At 63.2% G+C, this 20309-nt stretch carries 18 protein-coding genes; 11 read left to right on the top strand and 7 right to left on the bottom strand.

Annotation, left to right across the window (positions count from 1 at the left end; genetic code table 11):
- Position 1: 1 nt before the first annotated feature.
- The 6 genes from B9A31_RS19795 to B9A31_RS19820 all read right to left on the bottom strand — a co-directional run bounded on the left by B9A31_RS19795 (position 2) and on the right by B9A31_RS19820 (position 7277).
- Positions 2–868 carry a symmetrical bis(5'-nucleosyl)-tetraphosphatase gene (locus B9A31_RS19795; protein WP_016715768.1) on the bottom strand — a complete coding sequence of 289 codons (867 nt, stop codon included), beginning with the start codon at positions 866–868 and terminating at the stop codon, positions 2–4.
- Positions 868–1248: a Co2+/Mg2+ efflux protein ApaG gene (gene apaG, locus B9A31_RS19800; RefSeq protein ID WP_019099225.1), complete on the bottom strand. Its 381-nt coding sequence runs from the start codon at positions 1246–1248 to the stop codon at positions 868–870. Before apaG ends, B9A31_RS19795 begins: the two co-directional genes overlap by 1 nt.
- 144 nt (positions 1249–1392) lie before the next feature.
- The gene (gene rsmA, locus B9A31_RS19805) at positions 1393–2193 is read right to left on the bottom strand and encodes a 16S rRNA (adenine(1518)-N(6)/adenine(1519)-N(6))-dimethyltransferase RsmA (protein WP_019099224.1); all 801 of its coding nucleotides are present in this window, start codon (positions 2191–2193) and stop codon (positions 1393–1395) included.
- Positions 2190–3179, bottom strand: a complete 990-nt coding sequence (gene pdxA / locus B9A31_RS19810; protein WP_025754028.1) for a 4-hydroxythreonine-4-phosphate dehydrogenase PdxA — start codon at positions 3177–3179, stop codon at positions 2190–2192. The genes rsmA and pdxA overlap by 4 nt, the downstream gene beginning before the upstream one ends.
- The gene (gene surA / locus B9A31_RS19815; protein ID WP_025754027.1) at positions 3176–4495 is read right to left on the bottom strand and encodes a peptidylprolyl isomerase SurA; all 1320 of its coding nucleotides are present in this window, start codon (positions 4493–4495) and stop codon (positions 3176–3178) included. The genes pdxA and surA overlap by 4 nt, the downstream gene beginning before the upstream one ends.
- Complete coding sequence (locus tag B9A31_RS19820) at positions 4476–7277, bottom strand: LPS-assembly protein LptD (protein ID WP_025754026.1); 2802 nt, start codon at positions 7275–7277, stop codon at positions 4476–4478. Before B9A31_RS19820 ends, surA begins: the two co-directional genes overlap by 20 nt.
- Before the next feature lie 130 nt (positions 7278–7407).
- On the opposite strand from B9A31_RS19820, the gene B9A31_RS19825 reads away from it, so the two are divergent.
- Genes B9A31_RS19825 through B9A31_RS19835 form a run of 3 tightly spaced genes read left to right on the top strand, consistent with a single transcriptional unit; the run spans position 7408 to position 9864 of the window.
- A complete protein-coding gene (locus B9A31_RS19825; RefSeq protein WP_084297288.1) occupies positions 7408–8427 on the top strand; it encodes an aminoglycoside phosphotransferase family protein in 1020 nt (339 codons plus the stop codon).
- Positions 8424–9095 (top strand): N-acetylmuramate alpha-1-phosphate uridylyltransferase MurU, encoded by a 672-nt coding sequence (murU, locus tag B9A31_RS19830; protein WP_025754024.1) that lies wholly within the window; start codon positions 8424–8426, stop codon positions 9093–9095. Before B9A31_RS19825 ends, murU begins: the two co-directional genes overlap by 4 nt.
- Before the next feature lies 1 nt (position 9096).
- A complete protein-coding gene (locus B9A31_RS19835; RefSeq protein WP_016715776.1) occupies positions 9097–9864 on the top strand; it encodes a TerB family tellurite resistance protein in 768 nt (255 codons plus the stop codon).
- Between the two features lie 36 nt (positions 9865–9900).
- Here the strand turns inward: B9A31_RS19835 and B9A31_RS19840 are convergent, their stop codons facing one another.
- Entirely contained in the window at positions 9901–10899 is a 999-nt protein-coding gene (locus tag B9A31_RS19840; protein WP_025754023.1) for an alpha/beta hydrolase family protein, read from the bottom strand.
- Positions 10900–10994: 95 nt separating this feature from the next.
- Between B9A31_RS19840 and B9A31_RS19845 the strand changes: the two genes are divergently transcribed.
- The 8 genes from B9A31_RS19845 to B9A31_RS19880 all read left to right on the top strand — a co-directional run bounded on the left by B9A31_RS19845 (position 10995) and on the right by B9A31_RS19880 (position 20309).
- Positions 10995–13382, top strand: a complete 2388-nt coding sequence (locus B9A31_RS19845) for a PAS domain-containing sensor histidine kinase (RefSeq protein ID WP_019099217.1) — start codon at positions 10995–10997, stop codon at positions 13380–13382.
- 7 nt (positions 13383–13389) lie between these two features.
- Positions 13390–14022 (top strand): response regulator, encoded by a 633-nt coding sequence (locus B9A31_RS19850; protein ID WP_173401663.1) that lies wholly within the window; start codon positions 13390–13392, stop codon positions 14020–14022.
- Between the two features lie 295 nt (positions 14023–14317).
- Positions 14318–15442: an ABC transporter ATP-binding protein gene (locus B9A31_RS19855; protein ID WP_016715779.1), complete on the top strand. Its 1125-nt coding sequence runs from the start codon at positions 14318–14320 to the stop codon at positions 15440–15442.
- Between the two features lie 40 nt (positions 15443–15482).
- Positions 15483–16517, top strand: coding sequence for an ABC transporter substrate-binding protein (locus B9A31_RS19860; RefSeq protein WP_019099216.1), 1035 nt, complete (start codon positions 15483–15485; stop codon positions 16515–16517).
- A 60-nt stretch (positions 16518–16577) separates the two neighbouring features.
- Positions 16578–17825, top strand: a complete 1248-nt coding sequence (locus tag B9A31_RS19865; RefSeq protein ID WP_019099215.1) for an ABC transporter permease — start codon at positions 16578–16580, stop codon at positions 17823–17825.
- Between the two features lie 11 nt (positions 17826–17836).
- On the top strand, positions 17837–18664 hold the full coding sequence (locus tag B9A31_RS19870) for an ABC transporter permease (RefSeq protein WP_016715782.1): 828 nt from the start codon (positions 17837–17839) through the stop codon (positions 18662–18664).
- A 155-nt stretch (positions 18665–18819) separates the two neighbouring features.
- On the top strand, positions 18820–19494 hold the full coding sequence (gene rpe / locus B9A31_RS19875; protein ID WP_016484625.1) for a ribulose-phosphate 3-epimerase: 675 nt from the start codon (positions 18820–18822) through the stop codon (positions 19492–19494).
- Positions 19491–20309 carry a phosphoglycolate phosphatase gene (locus B9A31_RS19880; RefSeq protein ID WP_025754022.1) on the top strand — a complete coding sequence of 273 codons (819 nt, stop codon included), beginning with the start codon at positions 19491–19493 and terminating at the stop codon, positions 20307–20309. Before rpe ends, B9A31_RS19880 begins: the two co-directional genes overlap by 4 nt.

The following is a 20309-nucleotide window of genomic DNA, read 5'->3' on the forward strand; positions in this document are numbered from 1 at the left end:
TTCAGGTGTGGTCGTTGAGTGTAGTGGGTTGTGTCGGCTGGCGCAGGGTGCCGTCGTCGGCGCAGTCGCAGCGGTGGTATTCGCCGCTGTCGACGTTGTACAGGGTCATGGCGCCGCCCCACACGCAGCCGGTGTCCAGTGCGATGACGCCTGGCGCGTCTGCGCGGCCTTCGAGGGCGGCCCAGTGGCCGAAGATGATCTTCACATGCCGCGAGCGGCGGTCCTTGTGTGCGAACCAGGGCTTGTAGCCCTTGGGTGCGGTGCCCAGGCCCTCTTTGCTCTTGAGGTCGAGCTTGCCCTCGGCGGTGCAGAAGCGCATGCGGGTGAAGTAATTGGTGATGACCCGCAGGCGTTCGACGCCGGTGAGGTTCTTGCTCCACTTGTTCGGCTCGTTGCCGTACATGCCGTCGAGGTAGAGCTTCAGTCGGCCATCGTCGCGCAGTACTTCTTCCACCTCAGCCGCCAGACCAAGTGCCTGGCCGAGCGTCCACTGTGGCGGGATGCCGGCGTGCGCCATGGCAATGCCGCGTGCCTCGTCGTAATGCAGCAGCTTTTGCTGGCGCAGCCAGTCGAACAGCTGATCGGCATCCGGCGCTTCGATGATTTCGCGCAGGGTGTCGCTTTTCTTGAGGCGCTCGACGTTGTGCCAAGCCGCCAGCAGGTGCAGGTCATGATTACCCAGCACGCAGACCAGCGACTGGCGGATCGAGTACAGGAAGCGCAGGGTTTCCAGCGACTCGGGGCCGCGATTGACCAGGTCGCCGACCAGCCACAGGCGGTCGACGGCCGGGTTGAAATTGACGCGTTCAAGCAGGCACTTGAGAGGTTGCAGGCAGCCTTGCAGATCGCCAACGGCGTAGGTAGCCATCAGTGCAGCGCCCCGGGCACCGCCAGGCGGAAGGGCTCGATTTCGGCGTCGAAGCGCTTACCGTCTTCGGCGAACATCTGGTAGCTGCCCTGCATGGTGCCCACGCGGGTGCTGATAACTGCACCACTGCTGTAGGTGTGGCTCTGGCCCGGGTCGATGTTGGGTTGCTGGCCAACCACACCGGCGCCGCGCACTTCCTCGACTTCGCCGTCACCATTGGTGATCAGCCAGTGCCGCGACAACAGCTTGGCTTTGAGCGAGCCGTTGTTCTGCACGGTGATGGTGTAGGCGAACGCGAAACGACTGTTTTCGGGGTCGGATTGTTCTTTCAGGTAACGGGTCACGACGCTGACGTCGATTTGATAGCGGGGGTCGGACATGCAAGGGCCTTGGGCGAGCTTACGCAATAATGCAGTCTAGGCCATTGGGAGGGGGAAGGGCCAGCGCCGAGGGGGCTTGAGGGCTAGGTTGGATATGCCGGCCTCTTCGCGGGCAAGCCCGCGACGAGGCCGGTACAGGCGAAATCAGGCTTGCTGGTCAGCCAACTGATCGGCCAGGCGCACAAAGGCCGCCAGGTCCAGCTGTTCAGGGCGCAGGCTGCCATCCACGCCGGCAGCTTCGATGGCCGCGCTGTCGAGCAGGCCCTTCATGGTGTTACGCAGGGTCTTGCGGCGCTGGTTGAATGCCTCGCGTACCACGTGCTCCAGCAGCTTGGCATCCTTGGCCGGGTGTGGCAGCACTTCGTGCGGTACCAGGCGGACGATGGCCGAGTCCACTTTCGGGGGCGGGTTGAAGGCGCCAGGGCCTACGTTGAACAGGTGTTCGACCCGGCAGTGGTACTGCACCATGATCGACAAACGCCCCCAATCACCACCACCGGGGCCGGCAGCCATGCGCTCGACGACTTCCTTCTGCAGCATGAAGTGCATGTCACGGATCAGCCCGGCATGGCTGAGCAGGTGGAAGATCAGTGGGGTGGAAATGTTGTAGGGCAGGTTGCCCACCACCTTTAGGCTGCGCGGCGGCACGCCGAGCTGGTTGAAGTCGAACTTCAGGGCGTCACCCTGGTGCAGGCGGAAGTTGCTGCGGTCAGCGAACTTGTGCTGCAGGATCGGCACCAGGTCTTTGTCCAGTTCCACCACATCCAGCTGTGCACCGCTGCCCAGCAGGCCTTCGGTCAGGGCGCCCTGGCCCGGGCCGATTTCCAGCAGGTGTTCGCCGGCCTTGGCGTTGATGGCGCGCAGGATGCGGTCGATGATGCCGGCGTCGTGCAGGAAGTTCTGGCCGAAGCGCTTGCGCGCCCGGTGTTGGTATTGCTCGTTCATGGTCGGTTCTCGGCCATCTGGTAGGCGGTTTCCAGCGCGACGCGCAGGCTGCCGGTGTCGACCTTGCCGGTGCCGGCCAGGTCCAGGGCGGTGCCGTGGTCGACCGACGTGCGGATGATCGGCAGGCCCAAGGTTACGTTGACCGCAGCGCCGAAGCCTTTGTACTTGAGTACGGGCAGGCCCTGGTCGTGGTACATCGCCAGCACCGCGTCGCAGTGCTCCAGATATTTGGGGGTAAACAGGGTATCGGCCGGCAGTGGCCCGCGCAGGTCCATGCCTTCGGTGCGCAGGCGGGCCAGGGTCGGCTCGATGATGTCGATTTCTTCGCGGCCAAGATGGCCGCCCTCGCCCGCATGCGGGTTGAGGCCGCACACCAGAATGCGCGGGTTGGCGATGCCGAACTTGTCGCGCATGTCGGCATGCAGGATACGGGTTACACGCTCCACGCGCTCGGCAGTGATGGCGTCGGCAATATCACGCAGTGGCAGGTGTGTGGTCACCAGGGCCACACGCAAGCCACGGGTGGCCAGCATCATCACCACCTGTGCGGTGTGGGTCAGTTCGGCAAGGAACTCGGTATGCCCGGAGAAGGCGATACCGCTTTCGTTGATAACACCCTTGTGCACCGGGGCGGTGATCATCCCGGCGAAGTGCCCGTCCAGGCAGCCTTGGCCTGCACGGGTCAGGGTCTCCAGCACGAACGCGGCGTTGGCTTTGTCGAGCTGGCCTGGCGCTACCGGGGCAGCGAGGGGGGTATCCCAGACGTAAAGGCTGCCTGCGGGTGCCGGCTGGTCGGGCCATTGGCCCGGGGCTACCGGCAGCAGGCTGACAGCCAGCCCCAGCAGCGTGGCCCGCTCGGCGAGCAGGTCACGGCTGGTGATGGCGATCAGGGGGTGGGGCTGGGCGTCTGCGGCGAGCAGCAGGCACAGGTCGGGACCTATACCGGCTGGTTCGCCGGGAGTGACGGCGAAGCGCAGGGGCTTCACTGGGCGGCCTGGTCAGCGCCAGGCAGCTTGATTTCAACGTAGGCTTCGTCGCGGATCTGGCGCAGCCAGGTTTGCAGCTCTTCGTCGTACTTGCGGTTACGCAGAACGCTCAGGGCCTGCTGTTCGCGAGCCTGCTCGGTGCTGTCGGTGGCACGGCGGCCCAGCACTTCCAGCACATGCCAGCCGTACTGGGTCTTGAACGGCTTGGTTACAACGCCTTGTTGGGCGTTGGCCATCTGTTCACGGAACTCCGGTACCAGGCTGTTCGGGTCTACCCAGTTGAGGTCGCCGCCGTTAAGCGCCGAGCCTGGGTCTTCCGAGAAGCTCTTCGCCAGTTCGCCGAAGTCTTCGCCGTTCTTGATGCGGTCGTACAGGCGCTCGGCCAGTTGCTCGGTAGCCGCATCGCTGCGGATCTCGCTTGGCTTGATCAGGATGTGGCGTACATGCACTTCGTCACGCAGCACGTTCTCGCTGCCCCCGCGCTTCTCCTCGAGCTTGAGGATGATGAAGCCGTTAGGGATGCGGATAGGCTGGGTGATTTCGCCGACCGGCATGCTGCTGAGCATCTTGGCGAAGTCGGGTGGCAGCTGGCCGGCTTTACGCCAGCCCATTTCGCCGCCTTCCAGGGCGTTTTCGCTGGCGGAGCGGGCAATGGCCAGTTGGCCGAAGTCGGCGCCTTGCTTGAGCTGCTGGTACACATCGCCAACCTGGCGCGCCGCCGCCTGGATGGCTTCCGAGTTGGCGCCTTCCGGGGTCGGGATCAGGATGTTGGCCAGGCGGTACTCTTCCGACATCTGCATCTTGCCCATGTCGGAGTTGAGGAAGTTCTTCACTTCCTGCTCCGACACCTGGATGCGCTCGGCCACACGGCGCTGGCGCACGCGGCTGATGATCATCTCGCGCTTGACCTGCTCGCGGGCGTCGTCGAACGACAGGCCGTCGTGGGCCAGGGCAGCACGGAACTGGTCCAGCGACATGCCATTGCGCTGGGCAATGGTGCCGATGGCCTGGTTCAGCTCTTCGTCGGTGATGCGGATGCCGGAACGTTCGCCGATCTGCAGTTGCAGGTTTTCGACGATCAGGCGCTCCAGTACTTGCTGTTCCAGGGCACCGGTCGGCGGCACACCGCCGCCGCGCTTGGCGATGGTTTGCTGTACCTCGTGGACACGCTGGTCCAGCTGGCTTTGCATGACCACGTCGTTGTCGACGATGGCCACCACGCGATCAAGAGGTTGCACCGCGGCATGCACCGCGCCACTCAGCAATGCAACGCCCAGCAACGCCGGGCGCAGTCGATCAATAAGCTTGGTCTTCACGTTCACGGTAACCTTGAATGCCTTGGTCGAGGAAAGATTCGACCTTGTTGCCAACTACGCCACCGAGGCCTTTCAGGACGATCTGAAGGAAGACACCGTGGTCGCCTTTTTCGTTCGCCGGGAGGGCTTGGCTGAAGTCGTCGTAATCGATCCAGTAGCGGTTGATCAGGCGCAGCTTCCAGCAGCAGTTGTCGTACTCGAAACCGCCCATGGCTTCCAGGGTGCGGTTGCGGTTGTAGTCATGCTGCCAGCGAGCGATAACGTTCCACTGCGGAACGATCGGCCAGATGACCGAGAAATCGTGCTGCTGGATCTTGTAGTAATCCTTGATGTAGTTCGCGCTACCAGGAACACCGTAGTCGCCACCGCCCACTTTCCAGGTACCCGTCGTGGAATCGTAGGAGATGGTGTCGTTACGGTAGCGATAACCGAGGTTGAGCACCTTGTTCGGGTTGTCTTCAGGCTGGTAGTGGAACATCGCGCTGCCCGAGCGGGTGCTGCGGCTGTCCGGGTCCCAGTTGAAGTCCGAATTGAAGCGCCAGTCACGGTTGAAGAAGTAGTTGTACATAAGCGCGTACGGCGACACATCGGATTGCGAGTCGCTGCGAGTGCGGTAGTCGATACCCGGCAGCTGGACCTTACGATCCTTGAAGTAGTACGCCTGACCGATGCTGAAGTTCTGGCGCTCGAAGCCGTTGTCTTCGATCCAGCGGGTGGTCACGCCCAGCGACAGTTTGTTCTCGTCGCCGATGCGGTCGGTGCCGCTGAAGCGATTGTCGCGGAACAGCGAGTCGTAACTGAACAGGGTTTCGCCCGAGTCGAACAGCGGAATGTCCTTTTGGTCCTTGTACGGGACGTAGAGGTAGAACAGGCGCGGTTCGAGAGTCTGTTTGTAGTCGGTACCGAACAACGACGTCTTGCGGTCGAAGTAGAGGCCGCTGTCGACGCTGAAAATAGGTACATCGCGGTTCAGCGAGCTGTTGTAGCTGCCATACGCCGGGTTTGCCGACTGCGCAATGGCCTGGGCTTTACCCTGGCTGTCCAGGTCCAGATCGTAGTGGGTGTATGCATACTTCAGCTTGGGCGTCAGGTAACCGTAGCTGGCTTCCATCGGCAGACTGATCGACGGCGCAACGTTGTAGCGGTTGCCGTTTGCACGGGCAATGCCGCTGACGTTCTGGTCCAGGCGACGGCCAGCGGCGCCGGCGGAGAAGTCGGGGTTGCCGTCTTTATCCAGGACGAAGTCGTCTTTCAGATCACGGTCGAAGCGAACAGCCTCGGTTTCGTAGGCAATGTTCAGCCCACCCGGCTCGTACGGCAGCTTACCGTTGAAGGTGATTTGCGGCAGGCGATCGTACGGGGTGATCTTCGAGATGGTCGCCATCTCGTAGGCATGCACATTCAGGCGCGCGGTGTAGCTGTCGCCACGGTAGGTCAGTGCACCCTGCTGGTTCAGCAGGTCCTGGCTTTCAACACCGATCTGGTCGGACTCCAGGTCCTGGAAGTAGAACGGGTCGCTGATGTCGGTGTAGTCCACCTCGGCCATCAGGCGCTCGTCCAGCCCGCCCTTGTGCTGCCAGTTGACCATCCAGCGCTGATCTTTGTAGTCAGTCTGGTCTTTGCGGTCGTCGTTCTTGTCGTTGAGGTACGCGCCACCGAACTGGCCTTCGCTCGAAGGCGTCAGGTAGCGGAACTCGCCTTCCATCAGCAGGCCGCGCTTGGCCATGTAACGCGGGTACAACGTGGCGTCGTAGTTAGGCGCCAGGTTGAAGTAGTACGGCGTCACCAGCATGAAGCCGGTGTCGCTGCTGGTGCTGAACGATGGCGGCAGGAAGCCGGACTGGCGACGGTCGTCGATCGGGAAGTAGATGTACGGTGTGTAGAACACCGGGAAATCCTTGACCCGCAGCGTCACGTTGGTCGCGGTACCGAAACCGGTGGCCGGGTTCAGGGTGATGTTGTTGCCCTTCAGCTGCCAGGCGTTGCTGCCCGGTTCGCAGGTGGTGTACGTACCGTCCTTGAGGCGGATGATGGCGTTTTCGCCACGCTTGGCGTACAGGGCACTGCCGCGGATGTGCGACTTGTGCATCACATATTCGGCGTTATCGACCTGGGCTTCGCCCGTGTCGAGCTGAATCTGTGCCTCGTCACCGACCACCAGCGAGCCGTTGTCACGGATCTTGACGTTGCCCTTGAGCTCGCCACGGTTTTCGGTCTGGTAGAGGTTGGCCTCGTCGGCTTCGGCCTGCATGCTGCCTTGGCGCATCACCACGTCACCGGCGAGGGTAGCGATCTGCTGCTCCTGCTGGTACTTGGACACCTTGGCGTTGATGTAGGTCGGCGACTCGTCCTTCGGCGTGGTGTCGGCCATGCCCGGGCGGGTTGGCTCGATGTACGCACCCCCGCAGTACGGGCCGGTTTCGGCCAGCTGCGCGGCGGTGAGTTTTTCACGCGGAACCCAGTCCAGGTGGCTGTAGTCTTCGCTGCGCGACTTCAGGGCGCGGCCTTTGGCCTCGGTGACCAGCATTGGCCGGTCCGCGGTTTCGCCTTCGCTCGCGGCTTCGGTGCCGGTGCTGACAGCAGCACCCTCATGCACCGGGCGCGGCGGCAGGTTGTTGACTGGGGCCTTGGGCTTGCAGTCCCAACCACCGGCAGCGGACACTTGGCAGTCGAACTGTTCGGCTGCCACCACATACGACGTGGCCAGAGGTTGCAGGGCCAGCAGACCGCCGGTTACCAGCAACGGAAACTTTCTACGAAACGCGGGGGATTTCAATGCCATCTTATTAGTCCGGGCTTCCTGCGTGCCATCTGCCCGCGTGTGGGGCCGCACGCCTCTCGATGGTCTGAAAAAGATGCTGGATAATAAAGCATGACCCGCTTGACGGCTAGGGCCGTCGGAGACCCTTGTAATGCCTGAACACGATGTACGCTTGCAACAACTGACGGTCTGGCTCGATGAGCAGCTCAATGATCTTTTCCGCAACAACGCCTGGGGCGAAGTGCCGAACGGCAGCCTGACTGCGGCCAGCAGCGACGCCAGCTTCCGCCGCTACTTCCGCTGGCAGGGCGCCGGCCACAGCTTTGTGGTCATGGACGCACCGCCTCCGCAGGAGAACTGCCGACCGTTCGTCGCCATCGACCATCTGCTGGCCAGCGCTGGCGTGCATGTGCCGCTGATCCACGCCCGAGACCTGGAGCGCGGCTTCCTGCTGCTGGGTGATCTGGGCCATCAGACATACCTTGATATCATTGATGCCGACAACGCCGACGGGCTGTTCGCAGACGCTATCGATGCACTGCTGGCCTTCCAGCGCCTGCCGATGGACGCGCCACTGCCCAGCTACGACGACGCGCTGCTGCGCCGTGAAGTGGAATTGTTCCCGGAGTGGTACGTGGGCCGTGAACTGGGCCTGACCTTCACCGATGCCCAGAAGGCTGCCTGGCAGCGTATCAGCCAGATGCTGATCGACAGTGCCCTGTCCCAGCCCAAGGTGTTGGTGCACCGCGACTACATGCCGCGCAACCTGATGCAGAGCACCCCCAACCCCGGCGTGCTGGACTTCCAGGACGCGGTGTACGGCCCGGTCACCTACGACATCACCTGCCTGTTCAAGGACGCCTTCCTCAGCTGGCCTCAGCCACGGGTCGAAGGTTGGCTGCGTGACTACTGGCAGAAGGCGCAGGCTGCCGGCATCCCGGTACAGGCCGATTTCGACGCGTTCCAGCGTGCCAGCGACCTGATGGGCGTGCAGCGCCACCTGAAGGTGATCGGCATCTTCGCCCGTATCTGCCACCGCGACGGTAAACCCCGTTACCTGGGCGACGTGCCGCGTTTCTTCGCCTATATAGAAGAAGTGATCAGCCGCCGGCCCGAATTGGCGGAGCTGGGTGAACTGATCGCGCAGTTGCAGGCCGGAGCGCGTGCATGAAGGCAATGATCCTGGCAGCAGGTAAAGGCGAGCGCATGCGCCCGCTGACCCTGCACACCCCAAAACCGCTGGTCCCGGTGGCCGGTCAGCCGCTGATCGAGTACCACCTGCGCGCCCTGGCGGCGGCAGGCGTTACCGAGGTGGTGATCAACCATGCCTGGCTGGGACAGCAGATCGAAGACCACCTGGGTGATGGCAGCCGCTTTGGCCTGAGCATCCGCTATTCGCCCGAGGGCGAGCCGCTGGAAACCGGTGGTGGCATCTTCAAGGCCCTGCCTTTGTTGGGTGACGCGCCATTTTTGCTGGTGAACGGCGATGTCTGGACCGACTACGACTTCGCACGCCTGCAAGCCCCCTTGCAAGGGCTTGCTCACCTGGTGCTGGTCGACAACCCGGGCCACCATGGCCGAGGTGACTTCCGCCTGCTGGGCGAACAGGTTGTCGATGGCGATGAGGCGCCGGGCACGCTGACTTTCAGTGGCATTTCGGTGCTGGACCCTGCGCTGTTCGAAGGCTGCCAACCGGGTGCCTTCAAGCTGGCACCGCTGTTGCGCCAGGCCATGGCGGCAGGGCAGGTCAGTGGCGAACACTACCGTGGGCACTGGGTGGATGTCGGCACGCTCGAACGCTTGGCCGAAGTCGAGCGCCTGATTGGCGAGCGCGCCTGACATGTGGTGGCCAGGGACACTGATTGGCGCCGGCGCCGGCTTTGCCGTGGCCAGCATTCCGGGCGCTTTGCTGGGCCTGTTGCTTGGGCAGGCCCTTGACCGCCGCTTGCGCCTGGAAGGCTGGGAAGACATGCGCGAGCGCCTGGGCGGGCGCCCGGCCTTGCGCGATGACGAGTTGCTGTTCGTGATGCTTGGGCGCCTGGCCAAGTGCGATGGTCGGGTGGGCGAGCAGCACATCCAGCAGGCGCGTCAGGAGATGGTGCGCCTGGACCTGGCCGAAGCGGCCCGGCTACGCGCTATCAATGCGTTCAACCGTGGCAAGGCGGGCAAGGACCGGCTTGGCAGGCACCTGCGGCGAATTCGCCAGCAGCCACATGCGGCGGAAGGTACCTTGCGTGCCTGTTGGCGCATGGTCTGGGCCGACGGCAAGATGGGCAACAAGGAGCGTGAGCTGCTGCTGGACTGGGGGCAGAAACTGGGCCTGAGCCGGCGGCAGGTGCAGGCCATGTCGCTGGAGTACGAGCCACGCAAGGCTACGGGCGCGGAAGGTGTCCCCATGACCTATGCGGCTGCCTTGCGCTTGTTGGCGGTGGAGGCGGACACCGAAGGCGACAAGGTCAAGCAGGCCTATCGTCGGCTGGTCAGCCGTCACCACCCGGACAAGCTGGCGGGCACCGGCGCCAGTGAGGCGCAGGTGCGGGAAGCGACCGAGCGTACCCGTGAGTTGCACCAGGCGTATGCCATGATCCGTAAGCGGCGGGGCCTGTAAAAAACAGGGCCGCAAAGCGGCCCCATCGATTTCAGCTCAACCCTGTGGGCTCATCCACCCCCGCACCCGGCGGAACAGTTGCTCCTGCTCCGCCGCCTTGTTCCCCGGCATGGCAATCAGCGACAACTGCCGGTACTGGCTGTCCTTCTGCCGCTTGCTGGCCTGCAGCCGCTGTTGGGCTGCGCTGCGGTCCTGGCTGCGGGTGGCGTAGTAGATATCGGCTGTAGGCACCTTCAAGGTTGGCGCCAGGCTTTCCAGGTCATGTTCCACCCGTGCTGGCGTCTGCGCCGCCACCATTACCAGTTTCTGCACGTGCGGTGGCTGTTTTTCGCTCAGGTAGCGGGCTGCCCAGTACGCACCGCTGCCATGCCCGATCAGCACGATGCTGCGGGCATTATGCTGCTGGGCAAACGCCACAGCAGCGTCCAGGCGGGCGAAAATGCGCTCGGCGTCGGCCGTGTCTGTCTGCTCGCTGGCCTGTTCGGCGTCGGTACTTTCCGCCGTGTCGGCATCGGCAGCAGTGGCCTGGGCGACATTGGCATTGGCGTCAGCGGGTACGTCCTTGGCTGGCGCACTTTCACCCTTGGTTTTTTCGGGTTCGGCAGCCGGCTTGGCCTCGACCCGCGCCTGCGGGCTGTCGGCCAGCAGATCCGGCAGGCTCAGGCTCAGGCTGTGCCAGCCGACATCTGGGAATTTTTGCCGCAGGGGGCCTACGGCATTAGGCCAGTCGGCCGTTTCACCAGCACCCGGGACGATGATCACTGCCCCTTGCGGGTCGCTGTCGTTGGCCGGCTTCCACAAGGCCAGGAAGCTGTCGGCGCCCGCCTGCAACGTCTGTTGCTCAGCCCTGGGTACCAGCCGCTCCAGGGCCAGGGCGTCTTCCTGGCTGCGCTCCAGCAGGGGCGGGCGAGGGGCTTCGGCAGCGGGTGCCTCGGTTGTGGCGGGTGCTTTTTCTGCATCGGCGGCCAAGGCGGCGAGCGGAAGGATCGAGGTCAGGCAGCACATTGCCAGCGTCGTGCGATAAAGTGTGGACATGCGTCAACCCAAGGCCAGAATGATACCGGCAGCCTAATAGTATTTGCCCGTGACGGCCATGCTGCATGGCCGCCTTTGCCAAGACGAGCGTGTAGATGAAGCGAGTGCGTCGCCTGTTGGTTATCGGCTGCTTGTGGCTGCCCTTGATAGCTTTGGCCAGGACCGAGGCGGAGCCCACGGTTGTACTGGAACCTGCGCAGCAGCAGTGGCTGGACAGCCATCGCAGCCTGCGCGTCGGCCTGGTGCTGCAGGCGCCTTACGCCCAGTTCGACCGGCGCCTGCAGCAACTGTATGGGGCCAACGTAGAACTGGTGAACAGCCTGGCGCAGGCACTGCGCCTCGACCTTACCTGGCGCAACTTCACCGACCAGGCCAGCCTTGAACATGCCCTGCAGGCCGGGGAAATCGACTTTGCCCCAGGCCTTACCCAGACGCCAGCCAGCCTGCGCCTGTGGTTGTTCAGTGACCCGTACATGCGCGTGCCGCAACTGGTGGTGGGGCCGCGCACCGGGGCCATGGCGGTGGAGCTGGAAAAGCTCGAAGCCGAGCAGCGTGTGGCGGTGCGCATGCCCAGCCAACTGGCGGATTATCTGCGTGGCAACTACGGCAACCTCAACCTGCAGGGGGTACCCAACGAGCGTGAGGCCTTGCAACTGGTGGTAGGTGGCCAGGCCAGTTTCGCCGTGCTGGATGAAGCCCAGCTCAGCCGCCTGTCGCGTGAGAGCGAGTTCAGCGAGCTGGCGGTGGTTGGCGATATAGGCCTGCCGCAGCTACTGCGCATTGGTTCTCGGCGCGACTGGCCACTGCTGGCCGACGTGCTGGAGCGTGGCCTGCAGGCATTGCCGGCCAAAGAGCTGGAGCAAATGCACCAGCGCTGGTTGCAACCGAAGTACCCACGCCTGAGCGAGTCGCCTGGCTTCTGGCAGAACCTGGCCTTGCTGTTCGGCATGCTGCTGTTGTGCGCGCTAGCCACGCTGGTGTGGCAACGCCGGCAGCAGCGCCAGCTGGAGCGCAGCCTGTTGGCCACGCGGGAAAGCCTGGTGGAGCGCCAGGTGCGCGAAGAGGCGTTGCGATTGAGCCAGTTCGCCATCGACCAGAGCACGGTGGGGATCCTGTGGGTCAACTGGGACAGCCACGTGCGCTACGCCAACCACGCTGCCGAGCGCATGCTGGGTTACGCCGAGGGGGAGCTGCTGGAACGGCCGCTGGGTGACTTCGAGCCAAGCCTTGACATGGACCGCTGGCTGGAGCTGTGGAAAGGCGCGCGTACGGGGGCAACGGGTATCGGCCAGTTCGAGACGCAATGCCGACGGGCCGACCACAGCCTGCTGCCGGTCGAACTGTCGCTGAGCTTTCTGCGCTTTCGTGATTCCGAATACCTGGTGGTCTACCTCGCCGACGTCACCGAGCGCCACCGTGCCCTGGCGGCACTGCGCGAAAGCGAGGCGCGGCTGAAGGGCATTGCCGGCAATGTGCCGGGGCTGGTATTTCGTCTGGAACGCGACCCGGCCGAGGGCGATCTGGAGTTTCCCTACATCAGTGAAGGCAGTGAGGCGCTGGTGGGCTATACGCCCGGCGAAATCCAGCACCCGCAGATGGGGCTGCGTAACCTGGTGCACCCTGAGGACCGCGCCGATTACCACCGGGTGCAGGACCTGGCCCTGGCCAGTGACCAGGACTGGTCCTGGCAGGGCCGCATCCTCACCCGCCAGGGCGAACAGCGTTGGGCCGACATCAAGGCCAGTACCCGGCGCCTGGGTAACGGCCAGGTGGTGTGGGACGGCGTGGTGTGGGACATCACCCAAGGCAAGCGGGCCGAAATGGCACTGGCCAAGTCCCAGGAGCAGCTACGCGAGCTGTCGGCCCATCTGGAAAGCGTGCGTGAAGAAGAGAAAGCCCGCATCGCCCGGGAAGTGCATGATGAGCTGGGGCAGATGCTGACCGTGCTCAAGCTGGAAGTGTCGATGTGCGAGCTGGCCTTTGCCGAGCTGGACCCGGGCCTGAACGAGCGTCTGGGTAGCATGAAACGCCTGATCGCCCAGCTGTTCCAGTTGGTGCGCGACGTGGCCACGGCCTTGCGCCCGCCAATCCTCGATGCCGGCATTGCCTCGGCCATCGAATGGCAGGCACGGCGTTTCGAGGCGCGCACGCAGATCCCGTGCCTGGTACAAGTGCCGGATAATCTGCCAGCATTGAGCGATGCCAAGGCCATTGGGTTATTCCGTATCCTCCAGGAGGCACTGACCAACGTGATGCGTCATGCCCAGGCGCACAGCGTGGAGATCGAGCTGGTGCTTGCACAGGGGCAATTGCGCATGACGGTCAGCGATGATGGCCAGGGCTTTTGCCGCGAGCAGACCCGGCCCACCTCGTTTGGCCTGGTGGGCGTGCGTGAGCGGGTGCTGATGTTGGGGGGCAGCATGACGCTGGACAGCGAGCCGGGCGAGGGCACCAGCCTGAGCGTGGCCATACCGTTGGAGTAGGAGAGCGATCGTGATTCGAGTGCTGGTGGCCGAAGACCACACCATTGTCCGTGAAGGGATCAAACAACTGATTGGCCTGGCCAAGGACATGCAGGTGGCGGGGGAGGCCGGTAACGGCGAGCAGCTGCTCGAAACCTTACGCCACACGCCTTGTGAGGTGGTATTGCTGGATATCTCCATGCCGGGTGTGAATGGCCTGGAGGCGATCCCGCGGATACGTGCGTTGCACGATGCCCCGGCGATCCTGATGTTGTCGATGCACGACGAGGCACAAATGGCGGCGCGGGCGCTGAAGGCCGGAGCGGCAGGTTATGCCACCAAGGACAGTGACCCGGCGCTGTTGCTGACCGCGATTCGCCGGGTGGCGGGTGGCGGGCGTTACATCGACCCGTCGCTGGCTGACCGCATGGTGTTCGAAGTGGGCCTGACTGAGTCGCGGCCGTTGCACACGCTGCTGTCGGAGCGCGAGTTTTCGGTGTTCGAGCGCCTGGCCCAGGGCGCCAACGTCAACGACATCGCCCAGCAGCTGGCGCTGTCGAGCAAGACCATCAGCACCCACAAGGCGCGCCTGATGCAGAAGCTGAAAGTGAACTCGCTGGCGGAGCTGGTGAAGTACGCCATGGAGCACAAGCTGGTCTGATTGCGACATGCGCTATCGGTGAACCTGTCGACGTCCCTGTGGGAGCGGGCGTGCCCGTGAAAGGGCCTGACCTGCTGATCTCCATGGCTGTGCCGGCCTCTTCGCGGGCACGCCCGCTCCCACAGGTTCGGTGGAGTGTTCGCAAGGGCATTCCAATCCCGCCATCCTTGTAGGGCAATCCCTACAACAAATCTTCCATCCGGATGATGGCATTCTCTCAGCACCCCCGATTTTCGGGCGCTTGCGCCTCTTCTACTCTTTTGCCTACGCAGTCATCCAACAAGAAGGTGCAGGCATGAGCGAGGCGAAGTCGAACGCTGCAACCAGCGAAACGCTGGTCAGCTTCCGTGGTGTGCAGAAGAGCTACGACGGCGAGTCGCTGATCGTCAAAGACCTCAACCTGGAGATTCGCAAAGGCGAGTTCCTGACCCTGCTCGGCCCTTCCGGCTCGGGCAAGACCACCAGCCTGATGATGCTGGCCGGCTTCGAAACGCCCACCGCTGGTGAAATCCAGCTGGCCGGGCGCTCGATCAACAACGTGCCGCCGCACAAGCGCGACATCGGCATGGTGTTCCAGAACTACGCGCTGTTCCCGCACATGACCGTGGCCGAGAACCTGGCCTTCCCGCTGACCGTGCGCAACCTCAGCAAGACCGACATCAGCGAGCGGGTCAAACGCGTGCTGAACATGGTGCAGCTCGATGCCTTCGCCAAGCGCTACCCCGGCCAGCTCTCGGGTGGCCAGCAGCAGCGCGTGGCCCTGGCCCGGGCGCTGGTGTTCGAGCCACAGCTGGTGCTGATGGACGAACCGCTCGGCGCGCTGGACAAGCAACTGCGGGAACACATGCAGATGGAGATCAAGCACATTCACCAGCGCCTTGGTGTGACCGTGGTGTACGTGACCCACGACCAAGGCGAAGCACTGACCATGTCCGACCGTGTGGCGGTGTTCCACCAGGGCGAGATCCAGCAGATCGCCGACCCGCGCACGCTGTACGAAGAGCCCTGCAATACCTTCGTCGCCAACTTCATCGGCGAGAACAACCGCATCAACGGCACATTGCTGGCCAGCGACGGCAAGCGCTGCCAGGTGCAACTGCCGCGCGGTGAGCGGGTAGAGGCGCTGGCGGTGAATGTCGGTCAGGCCGGCGAGCCGGTCACCCTGTCGATCCGCCCCGAACGCGTGCGCCTGAACGGCCACAGCGAAAGCTGCGTGAACCGCTTCTCTGGCCGGGTGGCTGAATTCATTTACCTGGGCGACCACGTGCGGGTGCGCCTGGAAGTTTGCGGCAAGGGCGACTTCTTCGTGAAACAGCCTATTGCCGAGCTCGACCCGGCGTTGGCCGTGGGCGATGTAGTACCGCTGGGCTGGGAGGTGGAGCACGCCCGCGCGCTCGATCCGATTGCCGAAGCCCATTGATGGATTGCTTCACCAACCCTGTACTGTGGAGAGAATAAGAATGCGCAAGCAGTTGAAACTGACCGCCCTGGCCTTGGGGCTGTTCGCCGCTGGCCAGGTCATGGCCGCAGACCTCACCGTGATCTCGTTCGGGGGCGCCAACAAGGCGGCCCAGGTAAAAGCGTTCTACGAGCCATGGGAGAAGGCGGGTAAGGGCAAGATCGTCGCCGGTGAGTACAACGGCGAAATGGCGAAGGTCAAGGCGATGGTCGACACCAAGAGCGTGTCGTGGAACCTGGTAGAGGTTGAGTCGCCAGAGCTGGCGCGTGGTTGCGATGAGGGCATGTTCGAAGAGCTCGACCCAGCCCTGTTTGGCAATGAGAGTGACTACGTGCCGGGTGCCATCCAGCCGTGCGGCGTGGGCTTCTTCGTCTGGTCCACGGTCATGGCCTACAATGCCGACAAGCTGAAAACCGCACCTACCAGCTGGGCTGATTTCTGGGACACCAAGAAATTCCCGGGCAAACGCGGCCTGCGCAAAGGTGCCAAGTACACCATGGAATTCGCACTGATGGCCGATGGCGTTGCGCCCAAGGACGTCTACAAAGTGCTGGCCACCAAGGAAGGCCAGGACCGCGCGTTCAAGAAGCTCGATGAGCTCAAGCCCAGCATCCAGTGGTGGGAAGCGGGTGCACAGCCACCGCAGTTCCTGGCCTCGGGTGACGTGGTCATGAGTTCTGCATACAACGGCCGTATTGCCGCTGTGCAGAAAGAGAGCAACCTCAAGGTGGTGTGGAACGGCGGCATCTACGACTTCGATGCCTGGGCCATTCCGAAAGGCGCCAAGGATGCCGAAGAAGCGAAGAAATTCATCGCTTTCAGCGTGCAGCCCGAGCAGCAGAAAACCTACTCCGAGAACATCGCCTACGGCCCGGCCAACGCCAAGGCTGTGAGCCTGCTGTCGGACGAAGTGAAGAAGGACATGCCGACCACGCCTGAAAACATCGCCAACCAGGTGCAGATCGACGTGGCCTTCTGGGCCGACAACAGCGAGCAGCTGGAGCAACGCTTCAACGCCTGGGCGGCGAAGAAGTAAACGTCCAGTGTGCGGGGCTGCATCGCAGCCCCCATTTCAGCCTGTATTGCGGAGTTCGCCATGGCCATTGCAGTGCCCCTCAACGAAGGCGCAGGTCCAAGTCTCAAGCAGCGCCTCAAGCACGCCGAGCGGGTCAACCGCTGGAAGGCGCAGGCGTTGATCGCGCCGCTGGCGCTGTTTCTTCTGCTGGTGTTCCTGGTGCCGATCGCGGCGCTGCTGTACAAGAGCGTCGGCAACCCGGAAGTGGTCGGCGGCCTGCCACGCACGGTCGAAGTCATCAGCCAGTGGGATGGCAAGAGCCTGCCCGGCGAAGATGTGTACAAGGCGCTGAGCCAGGACCTGGCCGAATCGCGCAAGAACCAGACCCTTGGCGACCTTTCCAAGCGCTTGAACATGGAGCTGGCCGGTTACCGCAGCTTGTTGACCAAGACCGCCCGGGCACTGCCATTCAAGGCTGAGCCTGCCTCTTATAAGGAGGCGTTGCAGGCCGTCGACGAGCGTTGGGGTGATCCAGCCTACTGGCAGGCGATACGCCGCAATACCAGTTCGGTGACGTCGTTCTACCTGCTGGCCTCTGTCGACCATCGCATCGATGACCTTGGCGAACTGGCCAAGGCCACCCCGGACCAGGCCATTTACCTGGACATTTTTGCCCGTACCCTGTGGATGGGGGTGGTGATCACCGCCATCTGCCTGGTGCTGGCCTACCCACTGGCCTATTTACTGGCCAACCTGCCGACCCGGCAGAGCAACCTGCTGATGATCCTGGTGCTGCTGCCGTTCTGGACTTCGATCCTGGTGCGGGTGGCGGCGTGGATCGTGCTGCTGCAGTCGGGCGGCCTGATCAACAGCGCGCTGATGGCCATGGGCATCATCGATCAACCGCTGGAACTGGTGTTCAACCGTACCGGCGTTTACATCTCGATGGTGCACATCCTGCTGCCGTTCATGATCCTGCCACTGTACAGCGTGATGAAGGGCATTTCGCCCAGCTACATGCGTGCGGCAATTTCGCTGGGCTGCCACCCGTTCGCCAGCTTCTGGAGGGTTTACTTCCCGCAGACTTACGCCGGTGTAGGTGCGGGTTGCCTGCTGGTGTTCATCCTGGCCATCGGCTACTACATCACCCCGGCACTGCTGGGCAGCCCGAACGACCAGATGGTCAGCTACTTCGTTGCCTTCTACACCAACACCAGCATCAACTGGGGCATGGCCACCGCGCTGGGCGGGCTGTTGCTGCTGGCGACTGTGTTGTTGTACCTGATCTATAGCTGGCTGGTCGGCGCCAGCCGCCTGCGCCTGAGCTGAGGAGCCTTGTGATGTTGAGCCCATACATGTCGCCCGTGGAGCGGGTCTGGTTCTACAGCCTGCGCATTCTTTGCGGTTTGATCCTGCTGTTCCTGATCTTGCCGGTACTGGTGATCGTGCCGCTGTCGTTCAACAGTGGCAGCTTCCTGGTGTACCCGCTGCAGGGCTTCTCACTGCAGTGGTACCAAGACTTCTTCGGCTCGGCCGAATGGATGCGGGCGCTGAAGAACAGCATCATCGTCGCCCCGGCAGCCACGGTGCTGGCCATGGTGTTCGGCACCCTGGCGGCCATCGGCCTGACCCGTGGCGATTTCCCCGGCAAGTCGCTGGTGATGGCGCTGGTGATTTCGCCGATGGTGGTGCCGGTCGTGATTATCGGTGTAGCCAGTTACCTGTTCTTTGCACCGCTGGGGATGGGCAACAGCTTCACCTCGCTGATTCTGGTGCATGCGGTGCTGGGTGTACCGTTCGTCATCATTACCGTGTCGGCCACCTTGCAGGGCTTCAACTACAACCTGGTGCGCGCGGCGGCCAGCCTGGGCGCGTCGCCACTGCTGACCTTCCGTCGGGTGACCCTGCCGCTGATTGCGCCCGGGGTGATTTCGGGGGCGCTGTTCGCCTTTGCCACATCGTTTGACGAGGTGGTGGTGACCCTGTTCCTGGCAGGGCCCGAGCAGGCGACCCTGCCGCGGCAGATGTTCAGTGGTATTCGCGAAAACCTGAGCCCGACCATTGCAGCGGCAGCGACCTTGCTCATTGCCTTCTCGGTGATATTGCTGCTGACCCTGGAGTGGTTGCGTGGGCGTAGCGAGAAGCTGAGAACCCAGCAGCCTGCCTGATTGTCAGTTTTCTGTACCGACCTCTTCGCGGGCAAGCCCGCGAAGAGGTCGGTACAGGTTGAAACAGCTGGTCGACACGGATTGATACCAATCAGCCTCTACCCGTTTGCCTGAGTTACAATGCGCGCCACCGTGATTCTGCCAACAGGTGCGCCATGCAGCCCTACGCTATTGCCCCCTCCATTCTTTCCGCCGATTTCGCCCGCCTGGGTGAGGACGTCGACAAGGTTTTGGCTGCGGGTGCCGACATCGTTCACTTCGATGTCATGGACAACCACTACGTTCCCAACCTGACCATCGGCCCGATGGTGTGCACTGCCCTGCGCAAGTACGGCGTCACCGCGCCGATCGACGTGCACCTGATGGTCAGCCCGGTCGACCGCATCATCGGCGACTTCATCGAGGCTGGCGCCACCTACATCACCTTCCACCCGGAAGCCACCCAGCACATCGACCGCTCGCTGCAGTTGATCAAGGACGGGGGCTGCAAGGCCGGCCTGGTGTTCAACCCGGCCACCAGCCTGGACGCCCTGAAGTACGTGATGGACAAGATCGACATGGTGCTGCTGATGAGTGTCAACCCAGGCTTCGGCGGGCAGAAGTTCATCCCCGGCACCCTCGACAAGCTGCGCGAAGCGCGTGCGCTGATCGACGCCAGTGGCCGTGATATCCGCCTGGAAATCGACGGCGGCGTCAACGTCAACAACATCCGCGAGATCGCTGCCGCTGGCGCCGACACCTTCGTGGCCGGCTCGGCGATCTTCAACGCCCCGGACTACCAGGAAGTCATTGCCAAGATGCGCGCCGAGCTGGCTCAGGCCCGCCCATGAGTGGCTTCGAGCAGCTGTTCCCGGGGACGCTGCCCAGGCTGGTGATGTTCGATCTGGACGGTACCCTGATCGACTCCGTGCCAGACCTGGCCGCCGCCGTGGACCGCATGCTGCTCGAACTTGGGCGCCCGCCTGCGGGCCTTGAGGCGGTGCGCCATTGGGTTGGCAATGGCGCCCAGGTGTTGGTGCGCCGAGCACTGGCGGGCGGTATTGAGCATGACGCTGTGGATGATGTGCTGGCCGAGCAGGGCCTGGCGCTGTTCATGGAAGCCTATGCCCAAAGCCATGAGCTCACCGTGGTTTATCCCGGCGTGAAAGACACCCTGCGCTGGCTGCAGAAGCAGGGTGTGGAAATGGCACTGATCACCAACAAGCCGGAGCGCTTCGTCGCCCCTTTGTTGGACCAGATGAAGATCGGCCGCTATTTCCGCTGGATCATCGGCGGCGACACCCTGCCGCAGAAAAAACCGGACCCGGCGGCGTTGCTGTTCGTCATGCAGATGGCCGGCGTTACCCCGCAACAATCGTTGTTCGTCGGTGATTCGCGCAGTGACGTGCTGGCGGCCAAGGCGGCTGGCGTGCAATGCGTGGGGCTGACCTACGGCTACAACCATGGCCGGCCGATCCACGACGAAACCCCCAGCCTTGTGATCGATGACCTGCGCGCCTTGCTGCCCGGTTGCGAAGACCCGGCCACTGGGATAACGTTGGCGGACCTTCAAGCCTCACAAGACAGAGAGTCCACCGTGGCGGTTACTGGCAAATTCTGGATGAAAGTCATCAAGGCTCTGGCCCGTTGGCGTTGGCGCGCCTGA

The sequence above is a fragment of the Pseudomonas sp. URIL14HWK12:I5 genome (assembly GCF_900176445.1).
Classification (GTDB): Bacteria; Pseudomonadota; Gammaproteobacteria; order Pseudomonadales; family Pseudomonadaceae; genus Aquipseudomonas; species Aquipseudomonas monteilii.